Consider the following 24,136-nt stretch of genomic DNA (forward strand, 5'->3'; position numbering starts at 1 on the left):
GTTTTCGATCGCGACTGCGTTGACTGTCGCCGCGCCGGTGGTGGCGAAGCCGATCGCGGTCGATGGCGGCCTCATCGACGGCATCAGCCTGCCCTCCAGGGTCGATGCCTGGCTGGGTGTACCCTTCGCCGCGCCCCCGGTCCGTGATCTGCGCTGGAAGCCGCCACAACCGATTCAGCGCTGGAACGGCGTCTTCCATGCCGATCGCTTCGCCCCGGAATGCCTGCAGCCGCTGCGTGGATCGCTCCAGAACCATTATTTCGGCAATGAAGCGATCAGCGAGGACTGCCTCTACCTCAACATCTGGGCGCCGAAGGCCACACACAAGGCTCCCGTCATCGTCTGGATCTACGGTGGCGGCTTCCAGATCGGCTCTGCCAGCATGGCCAATTATTCGGGCGAACCCTTGGCCAAAGCCGGGGTCGTCCGGGTCAACCTCGCCTACCGTGTCGGCACCCTCGGCTTCCTCGCCCATCCCGAACTGACCCGGGAGGGCCACGGAGGATCGGGCAACTACGGCCTGATGGACCAGATCTCTGCACTCAAGTGGATTCGCAACAACATCGCCAACTTCGGTGGCGATCCGAACAATGTCACTATCGTCGGTCAGTCAGCGGGTTCGATGTCGGTAGCGCTGCTGCAGATGAGCGCCGCGGCCAAGGGTCTCTTCGCCCGCGCCGTCGGAATGAGCGGAAGTCCCTTTGGGGGGATGCTCGGTCCGACACCGCTTGCGACGGCTGAGGCGCAGGGCCTGTCGCTGCAGAAGGAACTCGGTGCCCGCTCGCTTGCAGATCTGCGCGCTCTGCCGGGCGATAGGATCACCGCTGCGGCCATGCGTCGCGATCCCATAACGATCGACGGGCATGTCATCACTGGAACGGCCGAGCAGACCTTCAGCAAGGGCCAGCAGAACGACGTCCCGATCCTGATCGGCTACACGCGTGACGAAAGCTTCCGACCATTTGGCCCGCTGGCCGACCGAGGAGCTCTGGCCGACCAGGCAAAAACGCGTTTCGGCGCAAAGGCAGGCGCGATCCTGAGCGCATATGCGGATGCGGACGCGCCCCGCGCTGCCGCCGACATCGCAAGAGATGCCACTGTCGGCCGCCAGATGGCCGATTGGGCGAGCTACCAGCAACGCTTCGGCACCCAGCCCGCGTTCGCTTACTTTTTCACCCGTCGCCAGCCCTATGCACCCGGGATCAGGTTTAGCGACCATGATCCCGAAACCGTCGGCGCCTACCACAGCGGCGATGTTCCCTATTGGCTGCGCACGCGCGGCTCGCTCAACCTGTTTCGCTTGACCCGCGCCTGGGAACCAGGTGACCTTTCACTTGAGCAAGAGATGTCGGCCGCTCTGCTCAGCTTTGCGCGAGGCGGAGCGCCTACGAGCCCAACTATCGGTAAGTGGCCCAAATTCGATCCCCAAACACCTCGGCTCGTTTGGCTGGCGCCGACAAGCCGGATCATGGCTTGGCCGCATTATCGGGACATGGGCCTTTTCGACACGGCATCTATCGCTACCCGGCCCGGCGACGCGAGGCCACGCGATTGAGAGCGGATGCCCTGCTGTTTGCGCTTGCCCTGAGCGTAGGCCGACCAATATCGGCCAAGACTACGGACTTTTGCTCCGCCGATAGCGATCTCTCCTACGTCTGCGGTCCCGAGAAGCCGGAGGACGTACTGGCGATCCCCGGCACGCGCTGGCTCATCACGAGCGGATATTCGGACGGGGCAGGCCTGAAGCTCGTCGATGTCGAGCAACGCCGGTTCATGCGCTGGTTTAACGGCACGCCAGCCCAGACCGAGTTTGATCGCCGAAGCTATCCCCATTGTCCTGGGCCGGTTGATCCGGCAAAATTCAACGATCGTGGTTTATCGCTGCGCAAGCTCGGTAAGGATCACTGGCAGCTCCTTGTCGTGAATCACGGTGGTCGGCAATCGGTCGAGGTGTTCGACGTTCTTACCGGTAGCGACACGCCAAACCTGCGCTGGCGAGGTTGCATACCTATGCCGGATGGGCAGGTCGGAAATAGCGTGGCGAGCTTTTCCGACGGTACCGTCCTGGTCACAGTCCTGACCCGTCCCGGAACGACCATTGCCGATTTCGTGCAGGGCCGAAGCACGGGGGCAGTCTGGCAATGGCGACCTGGTGACGCGACTTTCATGCAGATGACCGGAACTGAATTGCCGGGAAACAACGGCCTGGAAACGGATCCAGACGACCGCCATTTTTACGTGGTCGCTTTCGGTTGGCATGCCGTACTGGTCTACGATCGCGCCGACACGCGAAAGGCGATCGAGCGGATCGACGCGCCGGACTTCATGCCGGACAACATACACTGGAGTGAGGGTCACCTGCTGTTGGCGGGCATGCGGCTCGACGAGCCCGCTTGCGGCGGACTGCGCCCTGTCGTGGGCGGCATCGCCGATCCGATGCTTTGCCACCGCGGCTGGATTGTCGGCGAACTCGATCGTGCGCATCATCGCATCGCGACCTTTGCCTATGGGCGCCCCCAAACGGGATTCAACGGACTTTCGGCCGCGACGATCGCGGGCGGGTCGTTATGGCTCGGATCGTTTCAGGCTGGTCGTCTCGCGATCGTGCGGGATTGGCATTCGCCTGCTGGCCGACAAGCATCGAGGGAAACGCCATGACCAACGCCATCGCAACCGTTTCGCTCAGCGGCACTCTCGAGGACAAGCTGCGCGCTGCCGCGGCTGCCGGTTTTCCAGCCGTCGAGATTTTCGATACGGATTTCCTCGCCTCAACGCTGTCGCCGCAAGGGGTGCGCGCCCTTCTGGACGAACTCGGCCTCGCCTGCGTTCTCTATCAGCCCTTTCGCGATCTGGAGGGCATGCCTGAACCGTTTCGCGCACGGGCATTCGAACGCATTCGTCAGAAATTCCAGGTCATGGGCGAGCTTGGTTGCGACCGCATCTTGCTCTGCTCGAACTGCTCCCCGCACTCGAGCGGCGATCGCGATCGGATCGTCGCAGATCTGCGCGAGCTCGGCGACCTGGCTGCCACCTACGGCGTGAAAGTCGGTTATGAAGCGCTTGCCTGGGGCTTGCACGTTAATGACCACCGCGATGCTTGGGAGATCGTGAAGGCGGTTGACCATCCCAGTATCGGCATCCTGCTCGACAGCTTTCACTCGCTCGCGCGCGGTATCCCGAGCGACTCCATTCGGGCGATCGCCCCAGACAAGCTCTTCTTCGTGCAACTGGCCGATGCGCCCCTGCTGGATATGAACTATCTTTACTGGAGCCGCCATTTCCGCAGCCTGCCGGGCCAGGGCGGATTCGATCTGACCGGATATGTCGCCGAGATTCTGAAGCTCGGTTACAGAGGCCCGCTGAGCCTCGAGATCTTCAATGATCGGTTCCGTGCCAACTCCGCGGAAATGGTAGCACGCGATGGCATGCGGTCCCTCGACGCATTGCGCGATGCGGCTCGGCGCGCGATTGGGGCCAAGCCGAACATGCCGGCCCGCGCGCGGATCGAACGCATCGAGTTTATCGAGTTCGCGGTCGGAGATGGCGATCGCGGCGCGATCGAAGGCCTTTTGAGGTCGGCTGGCTGCTCACTTGTCGGACGCCATCGAACGAAAGCCGTCGAGCTTTGGCGCAATGGAAGCGCCAACTTCGTCGTCAATCACGAGACGTCAGGCTTTGCCGGTTCCTATCAGCTCTCGCACGGCACTTCGATCTGCGCGATCGGACTGGTGGTCGCGGACGGTGCGGCAACGATGGAGCGCGCGTGTCACCTCGGTATCGCGATGCACGCCAGCGATATCCCGACGATGCCGGCCTTACGCGGCGTGGCCGGCAGTCTGGTCTACGTGCTCGATATCGAAGCGTCGCGCACCATCTGGGCCGACGAATTCGATACGGTCTTGCCGCTAGTCTATGCGGGTCCGGATGTCGGCGTCCAGGCGATCGATCACGTGGCGGCAACGATTCCCAATGATGAATATCTGTCTTGGCAGCTCTATTGGCGCAGCCTGTTCGATGTCGACGTGCAGGCCCAGCAGGATGTCATCGATCCCAAGGGCCTCGTTCAGAGCCAGGCGATCCAAAATGCAAGCGGCTCATTCCGGATTACGCTGAACACCACGGATGCGCGGGACGCGCTGGCATCGCGCTTTCTCAGCCAGTCGTTCGGCGCAGGTTTCCAGCACATCGCGCTTCGGGTCGGCGACATGAATGCAGCGGCGACCGCGCTATCCGAGCATGGACTGGCCAAGCTGCCTGTACCGGACAACTATTTCGACGATGCGGAGCAGCGCTTCGCCTTGAGCGATGCGGATGCGGTGACGATGCGCGACAATGCGGTTCTGATCGACGAAGATGGCGAGGGACGTCGCTACCGCCAACTTTACAGCCGCGCTTTTGCCAAGACTTTCTTCTTCGAGTTCGTCGAGCGCAGCGCGGGCTATGACGGCTATGGTGCCCCGAACGCAGCGATCCGGCTTGCCGCACAGAACCGTTTTCGCGATCCGATCGTCATCGGCTGATTGCGCAGCGACCTCAGTCGAGGACGATGCGCTCCACGTTTCCAAGAATGAAGATGTATGACAGCGCGCCCATAAGCGCGATCAGGCCAATGAAGGCCAGCGCATAGTAGAAGCTGCCCGTGGCAGCCAGGATTGCGCCGATCACGATGGGCGTGACGATCCCTGCAAGATTGGCTGCAAGGTTAAACACTCCGCCCGTTACGCCCAGCATCCCCTCCGGCGCGATGTCGGAGACGAGGGTCCAGCCGAGCGCCGCCATGCCCTGCGCGAAAAAGGCAAGACTCAAGATCGCGATCATAAGCGTGTCAGACCGGACGAAGTTCGCCGCCACGATCGTGGAAGCCAGCAGCAGGCCCAATATGATCGGCAGTTTACGCGCGACGTTCGGGGAGACTCCTCGACGCAGCATGGTATCGGACCACCAGCCGCCGAACAGGACGCCGACGGACGCGGCAATGAAGGGAGCGACTGCGAATATCCCGATCTTCAGCCAATCCATATGGCGTTCGGTGGCAAGATAGGTAGGAAACCAGGTCAGGAAGAATACGAGGGTCGAATTGCCGGCGAATTGGCCAAGGCAAATGCCCCACATCTGCCGACGTGCGAGCAATCTGCGCACGGCCCTCAACTCCAGCCGTTGCCGGACAGGCGTGCCAGCTAGGCCACCTCCCGCGACGATCTTTGCGATCTCACCTGCGTTCGCGCGACTTTCGCCAGGCTCACGATATTTCCACCACCAGATGCCGGCAAACAATAGGCCGATTGCCCCGGCTGCCAGGAACAGCGATCGCCAGCCAAACGTCGCCATCATCACGAACAGCAACGGGCTGAGGAAAGCCAAGCCGATATATTCGCCGACCGTATAGATGCTTGTCGCGACAGCACGCTCGTTGCGCGGAAACCATGTCGCCACCACGCGACTGTTGGCCGGGAAGCAGGGGCTTTCGGCCACGCCGAGGAGCAGCCGGATACCGAGGAGCGACCCGACCCCTCCGACAAAGGCCTGGCAGAGCGTGAAGAGAGACCAGAAACCGACAGAAAGACAATATGTGACCCGCGTGCCGAACCGGTCGAGGAAGGCACCGCCCGGAACCTGAGACGCGGCGTATGTCCAACTGAAGGCTGAAAAGATTACGCCCATCAGGGCAGCGTCTATTCCCAGGTCCTTGGTCAATATTGGTGCCGCAACGCCAAGGATCGTGCGATCAAGATAGTTGATCAGCGTACCCGTGGCGATAAGGGCCAAGATGGAAAATCGGACACGTGTAGGTCGCTGGAGAAATGCCACCGAAGGCCCGCTGCTTTCCCCGTAATAAGCTGAGTTTGGCTCCGAAACTCCAGCCATATCCGCATCCCCTCATTCACCGTCTAATGCGGCACCTACAGCTTGAACGAACCAGTTCGTAACGTCAATTGATATGTCCGCCACTGGCGACTAGACGCTCTACTGGGGCGTCCGACCGGAAAAGGCCGAAGAACATCACGACAAGCTTAAGGCCGAGCTGTGGGATCTTACCAGGCTGGGAGTGAGGCCCAGACGGACCTGGGATGGAGCGGTGCTGAAGTGGCTGCAGGAGAAGGCTTACAAGAAGTCCTACCGGGACGATTTCGGGTCCGGTGGTTCACCAAGCACCTGCGTGGCACGATGTTGGACCAGGTGAGCGGGACATGATTGATGGGATCGTCTCACGCCAGCTCGCCCGTCGCAGTGATCGCACAAAGGATCTATATGTGGCGCTCATCCGCGCCATCTTCCGGGAGGCGCAGCGCGAAGGGGAACGGCTTGAGCATATCCCGGCGTTCCGGACCTGTACGCGCGGCAGCAAGGTCAGGGTGCGATTTCTCACCCAGGATCAGACGAAAGCGCTGTTGGCCGAGCTTCCGGCTCATCAAGCGGCTGTGGTGCTGTTCGCGCTCGCGACGGGCCTTCGCCAGGGCAACATACTCGCTCTGACATGGGACCGGGTCGATATGACCCGTCGCATAGCGACGATCGAGCATCGCGACACGAAGAACGGTGATGCCCTTGGCGTCCCGCTCAACGATGTGGCGATAGGTGTCCTGGCCAAGGAACGTGGCAAGCACGACAGCCATGTGTTCACGTTCTGGGGCGCGCCGCTCCGTAATGCGAACAACCGTGCATGGCGTGCGACATTGAAGGCCTGCAGGATCGAGAATTTCCGCTGGCACGATCTGCGGCACACCTGGGCAACTTGGCTCCGGCAGAATGACGTGCCCACCTGGGTGCTTCAGGAGCTGGGAGGCTGGAAATCGGCGACGATGGTGCGTCGTTACGCGCACATGTCGGTGAAGCATTTACAGCCTTATGCGGACCAGCTGATTTTTGAGGGTCAAACTGGTCACAGTCGCCGTAGGGAGGAAATGCCCCGTCAAGGGCACAAAAGTGGTCACAGCGACAGTCCAGTGCGACTAAAACTGGTGGCCGGGACCGACCTAAGTCGTTGATCTCGTTGTGAAAGCTATGGTGGACGCACTTGGGCTCGAACCAAGGACCCGCTGATTAAGAGCTATGTCAGTAATACTGTCCTATCTCTGCATATTGCTCCATATCGTCGCAAGACATTTGATTAGTCGGCTCTTTGGCTTTCGCAATCCGTGGCACACCTTTGCAGGTCTAAGCGTGCAAGAGCAGGCGTCCGATGCCCCTTTGGGACCCATACGGGTCTGTCTCGAATGGTCTGTATGTTGGGAAACAGAGCGGTGGGTCATGCCATTAAGGCTGCTTCGGCACATCACAGGACGGCGATGAATGCGCCGAACGTAAGCGTTACAGGCAAACGCGTCAGGGCAAATTTTCCTCTGCGACGATAAGCTTATTAGTGCGGGCGCGAATGCCATCCGTAATGCTCGTTACAAGCGCAGGCGGGAAATCGGCGGGCAGGTTCGTGTTCACCGCCTCGATCGCAGTCACGGCCTGCTCGCGAAGTTCGTCCAGTGTGCGACCGATCTGGGTCGCGGAGAGTCCGCATGCCTTTCCGGTTTCTACAAAGTGGCGACCATGGATTTCGTTCAGCCGATATTTGCCGCTGTTGCCGATCGCCATCGACACTTTGAATGCGTTGCGGCCGATCTGGCCGGCATCGACCATCGGTTGAACGCTCAGCACGTCGTACAGCGGCGTAAGCTGAAAGGCGCCGCCGGAGCGGACAAAAATGCTGAAGTTCTTCGCGTGGCCATCGGTCGCGCCCAGAAGCCAAAAGGCAATTTGCGCGCGGAAGAAGCTCAGGCGGTCGGCGGTAGGATCATTACTGCCCGTTAGGAGGCCCATGATCTGAACGACGCTTGGCCCTCCATCCGCCTGATACTTCATCGTCGGAGGGACTGAGAGAGCTTGGCAGCAGTCTTCTTGCGGCAATCGGAGGAGCCGCCCATCGCGGGTCCAGAGGCGATCGAAGCGCTCGACTACCAACGCCTTGCGCGTGCCGAATTTGCTTATCTGGCAACGCGCGGTTGGAAACCCCAACGCCTCCATCAGCTTCATGCAATAATATTCGTTCTCGACGCTATCGGCCAAGCCGATCCCGCCTTTTGGGACGGCGATCTCGGGCTTCAAAATATGGGTTGTCGGAGTGGTGCCGTGCGGACGAAGCCAACGGCCCTCGTGCCACAGCAGCGCCGTCTTCTCTTGAGCACCGGCAAGCGAGATGCGGAAATGCTCGTCGACTTCTCGGTCCACGCCGAGCGGAGCGCGAGAGAGGTTAGCCAGCAATGCCTCGATGTCGTCGTCGTCGAGCACCGCGCCGTCGATCGTTCGGGTCGAACTGGGTTGTTCGTCACCGGGCAGGAATTGCAGCGCTCCCACGCAATCGTGGCCGACGCGCTCCAACAGGCTAAAGGCATCCGTTCCGCGCGCACCGACACGCTCAGCCAAGCGCCGACGTATCTGATCGGAATCCGGCAGCAGGTTTTCGAACACGGCTAAGACCGGCGCGCCGACATAGCGGCGTGTGCTCAAAGGCAGCGAAAGCGAGACGGGCATGGAATGGTCCCACGCCAGCCACGCCTCATCATAGGCGAACTCGATCGCACCGCTCGTCGCGCGAATGAGCACGCCTACATGACGGTCGTTCAGATAGACGTCGAGAGAAGTGCGGACGGGACGGCGTCCCATCAGAAAATGCTCTCGATGTCCTGTGCCGAGCCTTTCGTTCGTGGCCCAAGCGTGAACTCCAGATCGAGCGCGGCAAGGATCTTGGAAACCCTATCGAAGCTCGTAGCTGGATTGCCGCTCTCGATCTTTGAAATCGCTTCCTGTCGCAGCCCCGCTTTATCGGCTAACTGAGCTTGCGTGAGTCCGCGCGCCCGACGCTCGCGGGCGATGGCTTCGCCCATCTGCTTAGCAGTACGTACAAGATGTTTCACACGGCAGATATGTCGCAAATCGCATAAGCCGTCAATATGTCATCGGAAGCATAAAATGGATTTATGCGCCTAAGAGCATATTAATCCGCGCTGCTCGATTCCTCTATCGATCACATATCGCGCCGTTCATGATCGATAGACAACCTTTCTATCGATCATCCGCAAACCGCTCATGCAATGACGTGAGACCGCAAAACCTAGAGGCCAAGCTGCGGGACTTGGTCCGTGCCGTTGCATGGGAATTCGGTCTGAATGACCCCCCGGTCGTCGTAGGCAGATGAGCAGATCGCGTCAGGTCAAACTTTTCCGTTCCAGCCCTTCCGACACCGATTATTTCTTTGAGATCGCTCGAAATACATGATCATTGGTGTGCCATCGAAAGGATGGCCCATGCGAATTGCATTCACCGATAAGGCGCTCAGCGCACTTAAACCCAAAGCAGATCGATACGAAATGCAGGACACTTATTGTCTTGGATTAGCCGTTCGGGTGACACCCGAAGGACGCAAGACTTTCAACGTCAAATATCGATACGGCCTCGCGCAAAAGCGGATGTCGCTCGGCGTCTATCCCCGCATGTCGCTTGCTGATGCGCGAGTTAAGGCGATGGAGGTGATGCGTCACGTCGATGAGGGCACCGACCCCGCGAAGCGCCGCCAACAAACCGACCTTCGCGTCGATGCGGTCGTTGCCGAATTTATCACGCGCTACGCCAAACCGCGCAACCGAAAATGGATGGAAAGCGAGCGCATTCTGCTTCGCGAGTTCGTCGCCGTGTTCGGCAAGAAAGATATACGCGAAGTGACGCGCCAGGATGTGATCGAGATCATGGATGGCGCGATCGAGCGCGGTGCTCACTATCAGGCGAACCGCATATTATCGAATGTCCGCAAGCTCTATAATTGGACGATAGAACGCGGCATCGTCGAACGGAGCCCAGTTGTCGGGTTGAAGGCTCCGACCAAAGAAGTCGCGCGCGAGCGCATGCTCGACGACATCGAAATCAAGGCGGTGCTGCGCGCCTGTCTCAATGACACATACCCATTTCGGCAGTTCGTGCCGCTGTTGCTCGCCACCGGGCAGCGGCGCGGTGAAATGGCTAACATGCGATGGAGCGAGCTCGATCTCGCCAAGAAGACGTGGCGCATTCCATCCGAGCGGTCAAAAAACGGCAAGGCGCACGTCGTGCCGCTAAGCGCATATGCCCTTGATCTAATCGCGGAGGTGCCTCGCTTTCTCGACTGCGACTATGTGTTCACCACGACGCGGCGCTCGCCCGTAAGCGGCTTTAGCAAAGCGCTCCGCCGACTATGGTTAGCTACAGGGTCGGACGACTGGCGATATCATGACCTACGTCGCACCGCAGCCTCGGGCATGGCCTCATTGGAGGTTGACCCGCATGTTATCGAAAAGATCCTCAATCACATGACCGGCAAGATTGCGGGAATCGCCCGGGTGTATAACGTCTATAATTATCTCAAAGAGGCACGCGAGGCGTTGGAATGCTGGGGCACTGTTCTCGGCGATATGGCACGGGGCGAAGGGTCGTGAGGCACGAATGACGATCATCGCACCGCAGCCTCCTAAGTCGTTCGGAAACTATCTTACGCTTCTCGACGCATTGGGAGAGGTTGGGTCAAAATGCATCGAAGGCTGGTCTAAAGCGATCCCAAACAGCTGCTTGCACCTGATGCGGACAGCTTAGCGCAAAATAGATGCAACAACGCGCGCGAGCGCCTCAAACACTGGCTTTCAGGGAATCAAGTTCCCGCTTACGGACGAGATCACGAAGGCGCATTTCATGCTGTAGGGATAGATCGTCTTTCCGCTCCGTTTTTCGATATCGATGTCCTTAAATCCCAATTCAAATGGGCCCCCGATGCTTGGGACATCATCTTTGTTGGGCGCAAAGAGCTGCTCGCTCAAATCGCTTCAACACGAAAGGGACGACCACGCAGAACAACTTTTAAGTGGCAGGATGCCGCAAATATCGCGTGGATGACCGCCCTAGACGCTTCGCCGCCGCGAAAGAGGTCGAACTGGATCGCTAGCATTCAACTCTCGAACCCGAGCTTTAGGCTCCCATGAATGCTCCCGCTTTTTTCTAATGCACTCAGGGCGGGCCCAAGAGTGTTTGTGCCGGGGGCCATCACCCGCGCCGCGCTCTCGACTGCGTGGATGCTTTCTCTAACGCTGTTGGCCCACTCGCCAGCCGTTAGCTCCTGTCCGGCATTGCGAAGATGGGCTCGCGCGCCCGAAAAACGACCCTCCGACAGATTCCTAAAAGCAGTTTCTACTGTTAGCGCATCCTCCGGGAGGCCAGGGGCATGATAGACAGATCAATCAAGCGATATGCTGTTCGGCATTGCTCTAGCAGCACGTTGAATGCTCTCGGATAGGCAGACGGAATCTGTCGATCACGTACCAGAAACTCAACGAATGTGAGAACCTCAGAATAACTTCCCGTCTCGAAAAGACGGCGTTTAGCTTTGATATGCGACGCGATCTTTATGTCAAAATCATCTGGGAACTTGTGAAGCACATTGATGTGCCACCTCATAAATATGGATTGCCACGGATCGGATAGGCGCGCGTAATCGTCGGAAACTTGAGAATTCCGCTGCATTTGCTTCAGCGGCTCCCATATTAGCGCCCAGAGTTTTGCGCGCACTTCTTGCGAGAGTTGACGGAGGGCAAGCTGAGATGGAAGCGGTTCATCGCCCTCAACTTGAGCGAAGCTTAAAGAGCGGCGATTGATTTCAGGCGAGTCGTTCATTGACCTGAAGTAGCGGGAAGGAAGTATCGGAAGAAGGCCTCGCCGATCGCACCAGCGGGCACAGCGTCGTACATCAATAACCTCGGCAGTCTTTCCAGCTATGCGGGCTCATATCCCACTGCCAGCCGCGCGTGTGGTGATAGTGCTTAGCCGCCTCACCAGCATTGAACGGCTCGCTGTCTTGGCTTTGGCCATAGTCGGGCATCAGCCATGCTACCTCCGCCTCGCCATCTTCGTTCACCGCCTCGCCGTTATCGTCCTGTCCGATATCGGGGTCTGCGAAGGGGCAGCCGGGATGAACCCAGACGCCAGACTTGGGCACCTTGAGGCCGAACACGTCTTCCTCGTTGTTGCCGTCCAGTTCGTCGCCGTTAAGCTCAAGGTCAGGGTCGCCGTTCAGATGGTCCAGGCGGTCGATCATGCGTTCCGTGAGCCTACACAGCAGCGGGCGGGGAAGAGTGGGGATCACGGCTAGAGCAGCCTCTAGAGACGCCATGCTACGCCGTAGGCGACGATCGCGCCGCCATTGGCTGTTACGCTTGTGACGCGGGTTCTGCGGCGGAGTGTTGGGGCGGGATGCCATGTCAGCGGCCCTCCCCACGAGAGAAGTCGCCGCGAAGGCGATCCACCGCGTTCATGAAGTCCCACTGCTCACCGAACAGCATCGGGCGCTGCATCTTCATCACAAGAAGCGCCTGACTGGCCTGTGTGGGCCTACCAAGCATCTGCGCGTTCACCGTCGCCATGATCTCCCGCTGGTCCTCATCGGGAAGGCGTTTGAACAAGGCAGCTGCGATTAGCAGGGCGGGCGTCACGTTCGTTTCCGAGAAAGTGTGTGCGTCTTCTTCGGCCTTGCGGATTGAGTGGTGCTTGTACGGGAAGCGGTGCGTGGTTTGCTCCCTTAGCGGCCCGTTGTGCGGCATGGCGGTTGTTCTCCGGCTGACGCCGCGCGGCGGTGGGGAGGCGTATGACGTTTGTAGCGGTCATGCCTTGGCCTCCTGCGACAGCAGGCGGCGGGCGTCGTTCATGAGCGCGTTCACCCACTCGGCGCAGTAGGTCGGCCCTGACCCATCGTAGGCGCGGGCGCTAGGGCCGTATAAGTGCTCTAGCTTCCATAGCAGAGCCGCGTGGTCAGGTGCGGGAATTGCGATCAGGTCGCTTTCGTGGTCGCACCGTATTTCGCAAAGGCGCTCGGACTCATCACAGATGGGCTCCCAACCGAGCCGGCGCTGTGCCTCAACATGCTTATTCCAAGCTCCCCGCACCCGTGCGGCGCTTTCGCGTATCTCCGGCACTGAGTGATTGTCCCACCGATGAAGATCAGTGACCCACATCTCATAGCGAGCGACTTGGCCGCTCTTCGCAGTATGATCGAACGAAAGCTCGGGGCGAGGCGCGATGCGTTCAAGTTCGGCATCGACCGGTGCCAACACGTTGTTATCAAATTCGTCGGAAGCCTGCTTGGCAGCTTCCATGGTGGCGAAGGCGCGATCCCAAACCGTGCGATCCACCCGCACGCTTTCGGCCTTGGCAGCAAACGCGATGATTGGCGAAGCGGCAACGGGAGCGAATGCCAGCGCTCCGAGGAATGAACGGCGGTTGGTAGCGGGCAAAGAGGGTGCGCGAGACGGCGCGCCCATGATAAGGGCATGAGTAGCCATGATCGTTCTCCTGGAACGGTTGCGGTTAGGGCCGATGCGAGGGGCCTAATCCTTGCGTCGGCTCGCCTTTAATGGCACACAGAAATTAGATGTCAATTCCTGTCCCACAGAAAAAGCGCGGCCGCCCTGCCACTGGTGTACTTCCCCGTGTTGCAGTCCGCCTGCATCCGGAACTCATCGAGCGTATCGACCTCTATTGCGCGGAATGGGGCCTAGATCGATCGGGTGCGATACGCCGGCTGGTGGAAAAGGGCCTTGGGAATGGCTGAGCTGGAGCCTGTGACCCTCCAGGAGGATGAGGCCACCGGCGATCGGTTCCTTATTTACAGCACCGAAAAAGGCCTTCGCCTCGACATCCGATATGAGGGCGAGGCGCTGTGGATGACCCAAGCTCAGATCGCGGAATTGTTTGGTGTAGATCGGTCAGTGATTACCAAGCACATCGCGAACGTATATGCTGAGGGCGAGCTAGCCACAGAAGCAACTAGTGCAAAAATTGCACAAGTTCGCCAGGAAGGCGGTCGAACGATTGAGCGGCAGATCGAGCACTACACGCTCGATATGGTGATATCGGTTGGCTACCGAGTCTCCTCCGCGCAAGCGACCCTCTTTCGCCGGTGGGCAACCGACAAGCTCGTTCAATTCGCAACTAAGGGCTTTGTCATTGACTCGGTTCGCCTCAAACAGCCCGAGAACTCGGATCGCTTAGCCGAGCTTCGCGAAATCATTCGGGACATCCGTTCCGATGAGGCGAATGTTTATCGGGAGCTTCGGCGTATCTGCGCCATGTGTCAGGACTACGATGGCGAATCCGAGCGCGCGCGTGATTTCTACAAGATGACCCAGGCCAAGATCGTTTATGCGGTTACGTCTCTTACGCCCGCAGGTGTGATTAAGTCTCGGGCCGACGCGAAGCAGCCAAATATGGGACTGACATCTTGGCCCAATGACAACATTCGCAAGCACGATGTGACGGTTTCTAAGAACTACTTCGGCGACGCTGAAATTAGAGAATTAAACCGTCTCACAACGATCCTCCTCGACATTTTCGAAGATCAGGCCGAGCTCGGTCGCCTCGTTATAATGGATGATGCGAAGCGCATTCTCGACGATCAGCTCCGGTCGCTTGGGCGTGTGGTTCTCTCTCATGGAGGAAGCATATCCAAGGCAGACGCCGACCGTCATGCCGAGCACCAGTACCAGCGCTATAGCGAGAAGAGGAAGGCGGAGCGCCAGATCGAAGCAGATCGCGCAATTACGGAGCTGAAGGCACAAAATAAGTCTTTGCCACGAAGCCCCCGCAGTTAGAGCATCGTTTACACCGAGAGGGGAAGACACACCCTTCACACGGGTGGGGTCGCACGGCTGGAGCATCGGTTTGTGGTACCGAGGGTCGCGGGTTCACCCGCGATTATTGCTGCTGCCTCGCCCGGTCATGCTCGGCCAACTTCGCGAAGGCCTTGATGATCATCTCTTGGCGCTCCTCGTCTGAGGACCAAGCAGGCTCGCCCATTGAGGTCCAACGCGCCGTATCCTCCTCGCTAAAGAAGCGCTCAAACCAGTTCTCTGTAAAGCTCGCGCCTCGCAAGAAATCCACTTTCTTGTCCGGTTCGTCACGGAACGGCACTGGGTGAGCAGGCCCAGCCCGGCAAATCCCGCCAGCTGGTAGTCTGGCATACTCACAGGCTACGACATCGGTGCACTCATCCACGAGCCACGCAAGCGCTTCGACATCCGGCGCGTAAAAGACGCCAACGAAATCCCTTGGGTTTGACGCGTTTGCCTTCAGTCGCACCACATAAGCGGGCATCGCTATCCTCCTAAGACAAGAATCGTCGGCTGATGATGATAGCTCGATCCAAGATAGCAAGTGCGCGCTACATTGCGGGTTCGAGTCCTGCCGGGCCCACCATCTCGGCAGGACACTGCATGGTTTACGAGATCGGCCATGGCCCTCTGGTGGGCGTCAAAGCGTGTCCAGGGCGCTGGCCTGCTCAGCAAGGGCATGGCAGTCGCTATGTAAGCTGGAGACCTGTTCGCTGACCTCGCCGCGCGTCAATGGGCGGCCAGCGCCGACGATTTGGCTTCTGATAATCTGCGCCGCTGTATGGCGACAGTTTGAAGGCAAGGTTGCGACGTCCTTGATAATATCGTCCTTCTGGGCCGTACGCGTTCCACTCCAGACAGAGATGATCCACATCATCACCAGCAATATGATGATTATGCCGCTGCCGATAACCGCTGCAAAAGTGCCCTGGTCCAATGTCCGGAGCTGACCCAATTTCATCTATCAATGCCTTTGTCGTTGCCTTGCTACTACAGGATGAACGGTCGCGACGATTGCCAAGTCTCTGGGTGGGCCATCGCTTTCCCGCAATTGATGACCTTACGGTCTTGGAATCAGCATCGCCTCGCGCCGCATAGTGATCGGGCGGCTTAACCCTTCCTGCTGCGGAGCGCTGCCTTCGGGAGGCAGGGCCGGAGGTCTGCGATTCCTGTGCTTACAGGGTGATTACACGAGCCATTTTTTCAACCGCGCGGCACCCGTCGAGACGCCCGCTAAGTTATTGATTTTGTTATGGTGGACGCACTTGGGCTCGAACCAAGGACCCGCTGATTAAGAGTTGGCCTAAGCGTCTGTTTATATTGAGTTATTTTGTTTCATTTCATAGTGTAAGACATTGGCATCGCGAATCTTGGCGTCGCAACCCGATCGGATCGATTTCAACGTCTAGCATCCAACCACATGCATCTGATGCCCCGCTGATACCCAACCGGAACACACCATATATCATCGGATCGGCTCGACCCACGCAGGGAGTTGCGCAGCAGAATATTTCACTCTTCCGTTTTCGCGCGACAGGAGAAAGCGGCGTCGCTTGGCGCTGTTGTCGATCAGGATCACGCGATCGGCGAGGTCGGCCGCGATGGTGAGGTTCGCGAGGCTTCTTCCGAACCTGCGGAGCAGATCAGGCAACGGCACGTTATGACCACCTTCCTCCACCCTGACCCGAACCCTCCCGATCGAGTGGCCCACGCTTTGCAGGCCGATATAGACGAGTGTCACCTTGAACCCTGCCGTCTTGGCGGATCGCATCAGGTCCAGTTCGCTGTGACCTGTCAGCGTCGTTTCGATCGCGAAGGTGCGTCGTTCTCCAAGCAACCGGCTACGTTCGGCAACGGCGATCCGACCGGCACGAAGGAGGCGCTCAGCCTCACTGCCAACACCGGGGAACGAGCGTGCGATGGCGTCCGGATTGACCACCGGGATGCGGCCGGAAACGTAGCGATCGACGATCGTCGTCTTGCCCGCGCCGTTAGGCCCGGCGAACACCCAAAGCTGCGGAGTCACGCCAGATCGCGAATGCGATGCTCGCCCTGGATGTCAAAGCGGACCAGCTCGCGACGGCCATCGGGATGTTCCTTGATGACCGTATCGCGTGGCGTATCGTCTTCACTGTAATAAATCGCCCGCCCAGCGGCGAGATGCGCACGCGCGACCGACCCGTCATCCTGTCGCAGAGCGGCTTCGAGGATCGGCCATAGATCGACGTCCACAGGAGTCGGCTTGATGAGACGGGTCGCCATTCGCTTGTCTATATCATCATGGTGACCAAACGTCACGGCTGGTGATTTCGGGAGGGTGGTTCAGCCATAGCGCGTGATCGTCTTTTCTCCTGACACGGCACCGCCGACCCGTTATGGGTAGCGGAACAAAGCAAGCCCTGTGGAGCATCATGGCATCTGCCTTCGCCGAGAAACGACAGGACACGCTAAACCGCTTCTACACGCGGACGGCGGTGGGGGAATTGTTGGTCGATCAGCTAGGCGACTTCGAGCCGCGCAATGTGCTGGACCTCGGCGCGGGTGAAGGTTCGTTGTCGGCGGCGGTCGTGGGTCGGTGGCAAGGCGTCGAAGCGGTCACCGTCGATCTCGATCCCGGCATTGTCGAGCAACTGCACCATTCGATCGAGGATGCGGGTGCAAAGCTGCATCGTCACCATGTACGCGACGTTTTGGACCCGATGCTTCCAGTCGGCCTGACGAACGACGGTCCATTTGATCTGGCCGTATGCAATCCGCCCTTCTTCCGCCCGTCATGGAACCGCGATTACGCCCGCATTCTCCAACAGGCCGATCTCGCGGATGCGTGCCCCTCGACTGCCGATGCTACGGCTGAAATCCTCTTCCTCGCGCAGAACCTTCGCATGGTGCGCGACGACGGCAAGATCGCGCTGATCGCCCCGGACGGCTTGCTGACGGGCTGGCGCACGACGGCCTTTCGCCGGGCGATCATGGATCGCCATGCGGTCGATTGCATCCTGCAACTCCCCAACCACTCTTTTCACGATACCGAAGCGCGGTGCTTCATCCTCATCATCACGAAGAACGCCGGTCCCTCCGATGCGATCAAGCTGCTGCGCTATGATGCGGATACGGGTCTGTCGGCTCCGATCATGGTCAGCCGGGAGGATGCCGAGGCGCGGATGGATTTCGACTTCCACGCGCATCGCGGCGACCATGCGGGGCGGCTCGCGACGCTTCGCCAACTCGGCGCGGAAATCAGGCGCGGCTCGCTGGATACCATTGCCCGCAAGGCCGCGACCTATCCTACATTCCATACGACCGACTATCGCGGCATCGAGAACGGATCGGTCGTGCTGGATATCGATCCCGGCCTGCCCGAAAACGAAAAGCTGATCGTTGCCGAAGCGGGCGACATCCTGATGGCCCGCGTCGATCGCAATTTGCACGAGAAGGTCGCGATCGTAGAAAGCGGCCGTGCCGCCGTGACGGATTGTATCTACCGTGTCCGCGTTCCGGCCGAGGTCCGCGCATCCGTGTTCGACGCATTGCGTTCGCCGGTTGGCACGGCGAGCTTGCGTGCAGCGACCAAGGGCGTCAGCGCGCGATTGCTGGGGAAGGCCGACCTGCTCGACCTGCCGCTCCGGCTTCCAGCCTAACGGTCGCGCCCGAAGAACTGCTCGAGAAACGACAGCGCCTGCCGCTTCTGCTCGACACTGGCGGCCTGCAGGATGGCGATGACGTTCACCTTGCCGGTCGCGCCATCCCAGAAGTTCTTCTTCATCACCTGATGCCGCCCGCACAGCGCTTGCCAATGCGTCGGGTCGGTCGGATCGGAGTTGGGATCGACCGAATGGGGCGTCGTATGGTCGGGCGTCAGCTTGACGGTGCCGCCGCCGATCGGATCGATCGCGCCTTCCTTCAGGCCGCAGAGCTGACCGTCCTCACGCCATTCGCAGGCGTTCTCGGCGCGCGCCATCACCTGTTTCCACGTCGCCGGTGTCGGGCGCACGCGCTTCGCCGCTGTCTCGCGCCGCTCGACATTGGCCAGCACATATTCCTCGGGCTTCAACGCCTTCCAGTCGCGCGCGGACAGGATCGTGTAGCCCTTGTCGGTGCGCAATTCGGATAGCCGCTGATGCCAATTCTCCGGCTCCTTGCCGGTGATAGGGTTGCGCGCAGCCGCGATGATCTGTTCGCGCGGGACGACGAGGCCGACGTTGTTCAGGAACAGGGCTTCGAGACGCGCGCTGACGGATTTCTGGTCGTACTTGCTGTCGTCTGCGCTGTAGATCTTTTCGGTCGGAATCATGCACCCGGTCCTCTGCGCGGCCATATGGACCGGCGCTGTCGGGATATGGGTAGCCATCGCTCCCATTGAGACAAGAGGCTATCGCGTTCCCAGCGATTGAAGGATCATGCAATTTCGTGAGGTCTGAAAACCGGAAAACAGTGTCGCGGCACTTGATGCGGGTCACGAACAGCAAGTCCGATCTAAACTACCCCCCGGTCATCGCCGGATCATAAGATGCGATGCAGATCATGTCAGGTCGAACTTTTCCATTCCATGCCGTCAACGACGGAGGTTTTCTTTGAGATAGCGGGGAATTGGTGATTATTAGCTCGTCGTCGAAAGGATGACGACGATGCGCAAGGTGATTACGAACCGACTGTTGGAAACCGTGAAACCGACCGCGAAGCGGCAGGATATACGCGATACGAGCTTCCCCGGCTTCAGCGTGCGGGTGACGTCCAGCGGGCGAAAGACCTTCTACCTCGCCTATCGCTGGGGCTTGGAACAGCGCCATCCGGCGCTTGGCGTCTATCCCATCGTGTCGCTCGCCAAGGCGCGGGAAAAAGCGGTCGAGATATTGCGGCTCGTCGATGACGGCGTGGACCCGCAGGCGCGACGACGCCGAGCGGTCACCGACGTGCAGGCAGCGGTCGCCGATTTCATCCGCAGTTATGCCAAGCCGCGCAACAAGAGCTGGCGCGAAGCGGAGCGCATCCTGATGCGTGAACTGGTCGTGCCCTATGGACCGCGCGATGTACGTTCGATCACGAAGGCCGATATTCTGGATGTGGTCGATGAGGCGAGCGAGCGCGGCGCACTGTATCAGGCGAACCGCATCCATGCCCACACGCGCAAGTTCCTGAACTGGTGCGCGCAACGCGGCATCATCGAAGCCAACCCGATCCTTGGCATCGCCGCACCGAGCCGCGAACGCGCCCGCGACAGGGTGCTGTCCGAAGATGAGATCGCCCGCATCGTCAAGGCGGCGACCGCCGAACCGTTTCCGTTTGGACCGTTCGTCTTGATGCTGCTCGCGACCGCCCAACGCCGGGGCGAACTCGCCGAAATGCGTTGGAGCCAGATCGACCGCGATGCCGCGCTATGGGAGATACCGGCGCACCTCGCCAAGAACGGCAAGCCGAATACGGTGCCGCTGTCGCCGTTCGCATTGCGCGCGCTCGACGCCGTGCCGCGGTTCGAGAATTGCGACCTGGTCTTTTGGCCGGTGATCCCGCGCGCGCGGCCCGCCAGCTTGCCGCGCTCAAAGCCAAGGTCGTGGGACACATTGCGCGGCTGGACGGGCTGTTTGCCGCCATCGGCGACGACAGCGCCGCCGAACTGAGCCGGTTGGCAGCCGTGAGTGAAGCGGCGCGGCAGGCGGCGCAGGCCGCGTCCGGCGCGCTGTTCGCGGGCGAACCACTCCCGCACATCGGCTCCGAAGTGTGGCAGTCGCTGTGGGAAAGCGCGCGGGCTTTTTCGGTCGAAGCGGCCTATCCGGAGCGGGATTTTCCCGTCACCGATGCCGGTAGCGTTTGCGTCCTGTGCCAGCAGGAGTTGTCCCCGCAAGCTACCAACCGCCTCAACCGCTTCGAGGCTTTCGTGCGCGACGACAGCCAGCAGCGGGCGGATACCGCGCGCACGGCCTATGAGGACGCCGTTGTGGCTTTCGCTCAAATGGACCTTACGCTGGTCGAGCTTGCCGTCATCGTGGCGACCATCCGTGACGATTTGCGTCAGGATGCGCTGGCAACCGAGGTCAGGCGCGCAGGCCTGCACGCCTTGTGGCGTCACCGTCAGATCAGCCGCCGCCATGCGGACCCCGCCGCCGTCATTGATGCTGAGCTGGTCGCTTTGCCGCATCAGGCGCTTGCCGACCAGGTGGCAGACCTCGAGGCGCGGGGCGAGGCGCTTGACGCCGAGGCCGGTTCGCCGGCGCGCGCCGCGTTGATCGCTGAGCGCACCGAGCTTGCCGATCGCCAATGGCTCAACGGCATCAAGGCCGACGTGCTGGCGCAGATCGAGCGGCTGAAACAGATCAAGGCACTTGAGATGGCTCAGCGCGACACCGCCACGAACCGTATCACCACCAAGAGCACGGAAATCGCGCAGGCACTGGTGACGGACGCGCTGCGCGCGCAGTTTGCGCGTGAGGTGGCGAGCTTGGAGATCGCCGGCCTTGCCGTGGAGCTGCGCCAGCAGAACAGCGTGCAGGGCGTGCCGCGCTTCAAGGTCGCGCTGACCCGCAAGCCCATGGCATCGGTCGGGCAGGTCTTGAGCGAGGGCGAGCATCGTTGCGTTGCCCTGGCCGCCTTCATGGCCGAACTCGCCACGACCGAGAACAAGTCCGGCATCGTCTTTGACGACCCCGTGTCGTCGCTTGACCACATGCACCGCGAAGCCGTCGCCAAGCGGCTGATTGCAGAGGCCGCGAACCGGCAGGTCATCGTGTTCACGCATGACCTTGCTTTCCTGTTCGAGCTGAATCGCGCCGCGGACGAGGCGCAGCCCAAGCCGCAGGTCGCCATCAGCTCCGTCAGTCGCGGTAGCGACAAGGCGGGTTTCTGTCGCAGCGAGCCGCCTTTCAAGGCGCGCCGCGTAACCGACATCACTACCAGCCTCACCAACCAGCTTGCCAACGAACGCTACCACTTCGATCAGGGCGATCAGGACAAATGGCGCGATACGGTGAAGTCGATTGCCGGATCGCTGCGCGACACGTGGGAAATCGCGGTGGAGGAGGCCGTTGGCCACGTCATCCGCCGTCTGTCCAACGAGGTCAAAACCCCCGGCTTGGTCAAGCTGACCGCGATCACGGTTGCCGACTGCGAAGCCATGCGTGACGGGTTTGGGCGTTGCTCCGAGTTATTGCATAGCGTTGCTCCAGCCTTGAACCGTCCCCTGCCGCAGCCAGACATCCTCGCTGCGGAAATTGCGGCCTTATCATCATGGACGGACGATCTTCGCCAACGACAAAATGCTGCGAAGCTCCCTTGATTTGACAGGACGTAAGGGTTCTGCGCTGGCCTTCAGGCAACCCGCTCTATTCGCTGCGCGAACCGGGCCTGTAGTCCCGGCCCATTCGGGTGACGATCGGGAGCGTAAGGAGGAAGGGGGCCATAGATTGAGCGGGACTTCTTAAGGACGCGCTCTGTCCCGCGCTGCGCGCTCCTAAGGGCGCGACGTTCTTGTGCTGACCCGCTGGCGCTCTCGCCTCTCTCCTTACCGGGCGGGCGACGGTCTCGCGCTCGCTTCGAGCTGCGGCGCTGCACTGCGCGCAACAGATTTGTCGCGCGCTCGGCTCGCCGCCACGCCGCCGGCCGCGACGCGCCGTTGCGAGGGCGCCGTCTTTGTGCCGCTTGCGCGGCTGAGGGAGGCTGCCGCCTCCGTTGCCGATCGCATGGGAACGCCAAGGGCTTTGCCCTCTCGTTCCCAAAGCAGAATAGCCGCCCCCGTGTGGCGGTCGCTGCGCGCCCGCTGGCCCGCGCCAGGGCGCCGATTCGGCTTTCCCTCCCCCTCCCATCCTCGCCGGAAGGCAGGCCGCATGCCGCAGGCAGTGCGGCTTTCAGCCGAAGGAAGGGTTGGGCAGATGGACGACTTGCTCTTGCAGTATCGCGCCTGCGGAGCGGAGTGCCGCGACGATTATCTGCGTCAGGTGGCGCATGACAATGGTTTGCCGCTGGCGTGGGTTCGCAGAATTGCCGACCGGCTTGGTGAGCGCGAGGACTTCGGCGCGCTGGTCCTGATTTGCGAGACGCGCCAGCTTCAAGGCGCTGCGGAATGTCAGACGTGGGAATCGGTGGGCAATTCCGAGACGCCCTCGGATACTCGGCGTGAAAAAATTTTCGCTACCTAGACTGCTACCTACAGTGAAACAGCAGAAGCAGCACCGGCTGCCACAACCCGTAAGGTATTGTTTTTACGAGAAAAAGTGGTGGACGCACTAGGGCTCGAACCTAGGACCCGCTGATTAAGAGTCAGCTGCTCTACCAACTGAGCTATGCGTCCATGCCTGTGAAGGCGCGCAGATCGGGCCGTGCCCGTTTGCGAGCGGCGGCCATTAGCGGCGGGGGGCGCTGCTGTAAACCGATTCGCGCGGGAAATCTTAGCCGCGCCGCTCCCGCCCGCGATCGATCGCCATCAGCAGGCCTAGGCAGATCAGCACCGTCAGCATCGCCGATCCGCCGAACGAGACCAATGGCAGCGGGATGCCTACCACCGGGGCGAGGCCCATAACCATCGCCAGATTGATCGCGACATAGAAGAAGATCGTCGTCGTCAGCCCCGCGGCGGTCAGCCGGCCGAAGCGCGTCCTGGCGCGGCTGGCGACGCCCATCCCCCACCAGATCACCAGCAGATAGGCAAAGATGATGCCGATGCCGCCGACCAGCCCCCATTCCTCGGCCATCGTCGCGAAGACGAAATCGGTATGGCCTTCGGGCAGATAATCGAGATGGCTCTGCGTGCCGGCGAGGAAGCCCTTGCCGGTCAAGCCGCCCGATCCGATCGCGATCTTCGATTGGATGATGTGATAGCCCGCGCCCTGCGGATCGCTTTCGGGATTGAGGAAGATCTCGATCCGCTTGCGCTGATAATCGTGCATCATGCGCAGCGCGACGGGCACCAGCGCGGCGACGGCGGCGATCCCCACCGCGAACAGCCGCTTGGGAATGCCCGCCAGGAACATCACGACCATGCCGCCGAACGCGATCATCAGCGCGGTGCCGAGATCGGGCTGCACCATCACGAGCGCGAAGGGCACCCCAATCAGCATGGCGGCGGGCCACACCGCCGACCAGGCGCGGATCTCACCTACGGGCAGCAAATCGTAGAAGCGCGCCAGCGCCAGCACGATGCCGATCTTCATGAATTCGGACGGCTGGAGCCGGATGACCTTGATATCCAGCCAGCGCCGGCTGCCGCCGCCGACCGCGCCCAGCGCCTCGACCCCGACCAGCAGGATCACCAGCCCGAAATACAGGGGCCAAGCGATCGCCTTAATCTGCTCCTCACGGAAGCGCGACAGCCAGATCGCGCCGCCCAGGAACAGCAGGAAATGCCACGCCTGCGAAAAGGCCCAGGGGCGCACATTGCCGTTGGCGGCAGAATAGAGCACGACCAGCCCGAATCCGCAGATGCCGGTGATCAGCAGCAGCATGCCCCAGGGCAGGCGCGCCAAGGTGGTGGGAACGATCCCGCG

General features: G+C 60.6%; 23 protein-coding genes and 1 tRNA gene. 10 read left to right on the plus strand and 14 right to left on the minus strand.

Annotated features, from left to right (window positions below):
* The first annotated feature begins 19 nt into the window (after window positions 1-19).
* From FHS31_RS05990 to FHS31_RS06000, 3 genes are read left to right on the plus strand one after another with little or no spacing between them, the layout of a single operon-like run.
* A complete protein-coding gene (locus FHS31_RS05990) occupies window positions 20-1,555 on the plus strand; it encodes a carboxylesterase/lipase family protein (RefSeq protein ID WP_243843294.1) in 1,536 nt (511 codons plus the stop codon).
* Entirely contained in the window at window positions 1,552-2,658 is a 1,107-nt protein-coding gene (locus tag FHS31_RS05995; protein WP_167072450.1) for a hypothetical protein, read from the plus strand. Before FHS31_RS05990 ends, FHS31_RS05995 begins: the two co-directional genes overlap by 4 nt.
* On the plus strand, window positions 2,655-4,520 hold the full coding sequence (locus FHS31_RS06000; protein WP_167072451.1) for a bifunctional sugar phosphate isomerase/epimerase/4-hydroxyphenylpyruvate dioxygenase family protein: 1,866 nt from the start codon (window positions 2,655-2,657) through the stop codon (window positions 4,518-4,520). Before FHS31_RS05995 ends, FHS31_RS06000 begins: the two co-directional genes overlap by 4 nt.
* 13 nt (window positions 4,521-4,533) lie before the next feature.
* Here the strand turns inward: FHS31_RS06000 and FHS31_RS06005 are convergent, their stop codons facing one another.
* Entirely contained in the window at window positions 4,534-5,766 is a 1,233-nt protein-coding gene (locus FHS31_RS06005) for an MFS transporter (protein ID WP_208408575.1), read from the minus strand.
* Window positions 5,767-6,251: 485 nt separating this feature from the next.
* On the opposite strand from FHS31_RS06005, the gene FHS31_RS06010 reads away from it, so the two are divergent.
* Window positions 6,252-6,986, plus strand: coding sequence for a tyrosine-type recombinase/integrase (locus FHS31_RS06010; protein WP_167072453.1), 735 nt, complete (start codon window positions 6,252-6,254; stop codon window positions 6,984-6,986).
* 337 nt (window positions 6,987-7,323) lie between these two features.
* On the opposite strand, the gene FHS31_RS06015 is transcribed toward FHS31_RS06010, so the two are convergent.
* Both FHS31_RS06015 and FHS31_RS06020 read right to left on the minus strand, forming a co-directional pair.
* Complete coding sequence (locus FHS31_RS06015) at window positions 7,324-8,652, minus strand: type II toxin-antitoxin system HipA family toxin (protein ID WP_167072454.1); 1,329 nt, start codon at window positions 8,650-8,652, stop codon at window positions 7,324-7,326.
* A complete protein-coding gene (locus FHS31_RS06020) occupies window positions 8,652-8,903 on the minus strand; it encodes a helix-turn-helix domain-containing protein (protein ID WP_167072455.1) in 252 nt (83 codons plus the stop codon). Before FHS31_RS06020 ends, FHS31_RS06015 begins: the two co-directional genes overlap by 1 nt.
* A 390-nt stretch (window positions 8,904-9,293) precedes the next feature.
* Between FHS31_RS06020 and FHS31_RS06025 the strand changes: the two genes are divergently transcribed.
* Complete coding sequence (locus FHS31_RS06025) at window positions 9,294-10,454, plus strand: tyrosine-type recombinase/integrase (RefSeq protein WP_167072456.1); 1,161 nt, start codon at window positions 9,294-9,296, stop codon at window positions 10,452-10,454.
* Window positions 10,455-11,202: 748 nt separating this feature from the next.
* Here the strand turns inward: FHS31_RS06025 and FHS31_RS06030 are convergent.
* The 4 genes from FHS31_RS06030 to FHS31_RS06045 form a co-directional block, all read right to left on the minus strand.
* Entirely contained in the window at window positions 11,203-11,679 is a 477-nt protein-coding gene (locus FHS31_RS06030) for an AbiJ-NTD4 domain-containing protein (protein WP_167072457.1), read from the minus strand.
* Window positions 11,680-11,752: 73 nt separating this feature from the next.
* Complete coding sequence (locus tag FHS31_RS06035; protein WP_167072458.1) at window positions 11,753-12,100, minus strand: hypothetical protein; 348 nt, start codon at window positions 12,098-12,100, stop codon at window positions 11,753-11,755.
* 163 nt (window positions 12,101-12,263) lie between these two features.
* The gene (locus FHS31_RS06040) at window positions 12,264-12,602 is read right to left on the minus strand and encodes a hypothetical protein (RefSeq protein WP_167072459.1); all 339 of its coding nucleotides are present in this window, start codon (window positions 12,600-12,602) and stop codon (window positions 12,264-12,266) included.
* Window positions 12,603-12,662: 60 nt separating this feature from the next.
* Window positions 12,663-13,340: a hypothetical protein gene (locus FHS31_RS06045; RefSeq protein ID WP_167072460.1), complete on the minus strand. Its 678-nt coding sequence runs from the start codon at window positions 13,338-13,340 to the stop codon at window positions 12,663-12,665.
* 261 nt (window positions 13,341-13,601) lie between these two features.
* On the opposite strand from FHS31_RS06045, the gene rhuM reads away from it, so the two are divergent.
* On the plus strand, window positions 13,602-14,648 hold the full coding sequence (gene rhuM / locus FHS31_RS06050; RefSeq protein ID WP_167072461.1) for a RhuM family protein: 1,047 nt from the start codon (window positions 13,602-13,604) through the stop codon (window positions 14,646-14,648).
* Window positions 14,649-14,751: 103 nt separating this feature from the next.
* Here rhuM and FHS31_RS06055 read toward each other — a convergent pair whose 3' ends face one another.
* The 4 genes from FHS31_RS06055 to FHS31_RS06070 form a co-directional block, all read right to left on the minus strand.
* Window positions 14,752-15,150, minus strand: a complete 399-nt coding sequence (locus FHS31_RS06055) for a hypothetical protein (RefSeq protein WP_167072462.1) — start codon at window positions 15,148-15,150, stop codon at window positions 14,752-14,754.
* Window positions 15,151-15,306: 156 nt separating this feature from the next.
* Complete coding sequence (locus FHS31_RS06060) at window positions 15,307-15,627, minus strand: hypothetical protein (protein ID WP_167072463.1); 321 nt, start codon at window positions 15,625-15,627, stop codon at window positions 15,307-15,309.
* Between the two features lie 504 nt (window positions 15,628-16,131).
* A complete protein-coding gene (locus tag FHS31_RS06065; RefSeq protein WP_167072464.1) occupies window positions 16,132-16,692 on the minus strand; it encodes an AAA family ATPase in 561 nt (186 codons plus the stop codon).
* On the minus strand, window positions 16,689-16,928 hold the full coding sequence (locus tag FHS31_RS06070; protein ID WP_167072465.1) for a hypothetical protein: 240 nt from the start codon (window positions 16,926-16,928) through the stop codon (window positions 16,689-16,691). Before FHS31_RS06070 ends, FHS31_RS06065 begins: the two co-directional genes overlap by 4 nt.
* 149 nt (window positions 16,929-17,077) lie before the next feature.
* Between FHS31_RS06070 and FHS31_RS06075 the strand changes: the two genes are divergently transcribed.
* Window positions 17,078-18,304 (plus strand): N-6 DNA methylase, encoded by a 1,227-nt coding sequence (locus FHS31_RS06075; protein ID WP_167072466.1) that lies wholly within the window; start codon window positions 17,078-17,080, stop codon window positions 18,302-18,304.
* Here the strand turns inward: FHS31_RS06075 and FHS31_RS06080 are convergent.
* Window positions 18,301-18,957: a restriction endonuclease gene (locus tag FHS31_RS06080; RefSeq protein ID WP_167072467.1), complete on the minus strand. Its 657-nt coding sequence runs from the start codon at window positions 18,955-18,957 to the stop codon at window positions 18,301-18,303. The genes FHS31_RS06075 and FHS31_RS06080 overlap by 4 nt on opposite strands.
* Before the next feature lie 334 nt (window positions 18,958-19,291).
* Between FHS31_RS06080 and FHS31_RS06085 the strand changes: the two genes are divergently transcribed.
* The 3 genes from FHS31_RS06085 (at window position 19,292) to FHS31_RS06090 (ending at window position 22,792) form a co-directional block, all read left to right on the plus strand.
* Window positions 19,292-20,281 carry an integrase arm-type DNA-binding domain-containing protein gene (locus FHS31_RS06085; protein WP_167072468.1) on the plus strand — a complete coding sequence of 330 codons (990 nt, stop codon included), beginning with the start codon at window positions 19,292-19,294 and terminating at the stop codon, window positions 20,279-20,281.
* Window positions 20,215-21,933 carry an AAA family ATPase gene (locus FHS31_RS16375; RefSeq protein ID WP_341786302.1) on the plus strand — a complete coding sequence of 573 codons (1,719 nt, stop codon included), beginning with the start codon at window positions 20,215-20,217 and terminating at the stop codon, window positions 21,931-21,933. Before FHS31_RS06085 ends, FHS31_RS16375 begins: the two co-directional genes overlap by 67 nt.
* A gap of 592 nt (window positions 21,934-22,525) precedes the next feature.
* On the plus strand, window positions 22,526-22,792 hold the full coding sequence (locus FHS31_RS06090) for a hypothetical protein (protein WP_167072469.1): 267 nt from the start codon (window positions 22,526-22,528) through the stop codon (window positions 22,790-22,792).
* A gap of 76 nt (window positions 22,793-22,868) precedes the next feature.
* Here the strand turns inward: FHS31_RS06090 and FHS31_RS06095 are convergent.
* Together FHS31_RS06095 and rodA are read right to left on the minus strand one after the other, a co-directional pair.
* Window positions 22,869-22,944: transfer RNA gene (locus FHS31_RS06095), tRNA-Lys, on the minus strand.
* 97 nt (window positions 22,945-23,041) lie between these two features.
* Window positions 23,042-24,094, minus strand: a complete 1,053-nt coding sequence (rodA, locus tag FHS31_RS06100; RefSeq protein ID WP_208408599.1) for a rod shape-determining protein RodA — start codon at window positions 24,092-24,094, stop codon at window positions 23,042-23,044.
* Window positions 24,095-24,136: the final 42 nt, after the last annotated feature.

It is taken from the genome of Sphingomonas vulcanisoli (assembly GCF_011761305.1).
In the GTDB taxonomy this organism is placed as follows: Bacteria; Pseudomonadota; Alphaproteobacteria; order Sphingomonadales; family Sphingomonadaceae; genus Sphingomonas_I; species Sphingomonas_I vulcanisoli.

Bases quoted from the DNA above. Each gene is read 5' to 3' on its own strand.
- FHS31_RS06040 (WP_167072459.1), bottom strand. From the start codon at position 12,602: ATGCCGCACAACGGGCCGCTAAGGGAGCAAACCACGCACCGCTTCCCG.
- FHS31_RS06000 (WP_167072451.1), top strand. From the start codon at position 2,655: ATGACCAACGCCATCGCAACCGTTTCGCTCAGCGGCACTCTCGAGGAC.
- FHS31_RS06070 (WP_167072465.1), bottom strand. From the start codon at position 16,928: ATGGCGACCCGTCTCATCAAGCCGACTCCTGTGGACGTCGATCTATGG.
- FHS31_RS06090 (WP_167072469.1), top strand. From the start codon at position 22,526: ATGGACGACTTGCTCTTGCAGTATCGCGCCTGCGGAGCGGAGTGCCGC.
- FHS31_RS06015 (WP_167072454.1), bottom strand. From the start codon at position 8,652: ATGGGACGCCGTCCCGTCCGCACTTCTCTCGACGTCTATCTGAACGAC.
- FHS31_RS06075 (WP_167072466.1), top strand. From the start codon at position 17,078: ATGGCATCTGCCTTCGCCGAGAAACGACAGGACACGCTAAACCGCTTC.
- rhuM (WP_167072461.1), top strand. From the start codon at position 13,602: ATGGCTGAGCTGGAGCCTGTGACCCTCCAGGAGGATGAGGCCACCGGC.
- FHS31_RS06055 (WP_167072462.1), bottom strand. From the start codon at position 15,150: ATGCCCGCTTATGTGGTGCGACTGAAGGCAAACGCGTCAAACCCAAGG.
- FHS31_RS06030 (WP_167072457.1), bottom strand. From the start codon at position 11,679: ATGAACGACTCGCCTGAAATCAATCGCCGCTCTTTAAGCTTCGCTCAA.
- FHS31_RS06025 (WP_167072456.1), top strand. From the start codon at position 9,294: ATGCGAATTGCATTCACCGATAAGGCGCTCAGCGCACTTAAACCCAAA.
- rodA (WP_208408599.1), bottom strand. From the start codon at position 24,094: ATGCTGCTGCTGATCACCGGCATCTGCGGATTCGGGCTGGTCGTGCTC.
- FHS31_RS06085 (WP_167072468.1), top strand. From the start codon at position 19,292: ATGCGCAAGGTGATTACGAACCGACTGTTGGAAACCGTGAAACCGACC.
- FHS31_RS06035 (WP_167072458.1), bottom strand. From the start codon at position 12,100: ATGATCGACCGCCTGGACCATCTGAACGGCGACCCTGACCTTGAGCTT.
- FHS31_RS06080 (WP_167072467.1), bottom strand. From the start codon at position 18,957: ATGATTCCGACCGAAAAGATCTACAGCGCAGACGACAGCAAGTACGAC.
- FHS31_RS06060 (WP_167072463.1), bottom strand. From the start codon at position 15,627: ATGAAATTGGGTCAGCTCCGGACATTGGACCAGGGCACTTTTGCAGCG.
- FHS31_RS06045 (WP_167072460.1), bottom strand. From the start codon at position 13,340: ATGGCTACTCATGCCCTTATCATGGGCGCGCCGTCTCGCGCACCCTCT.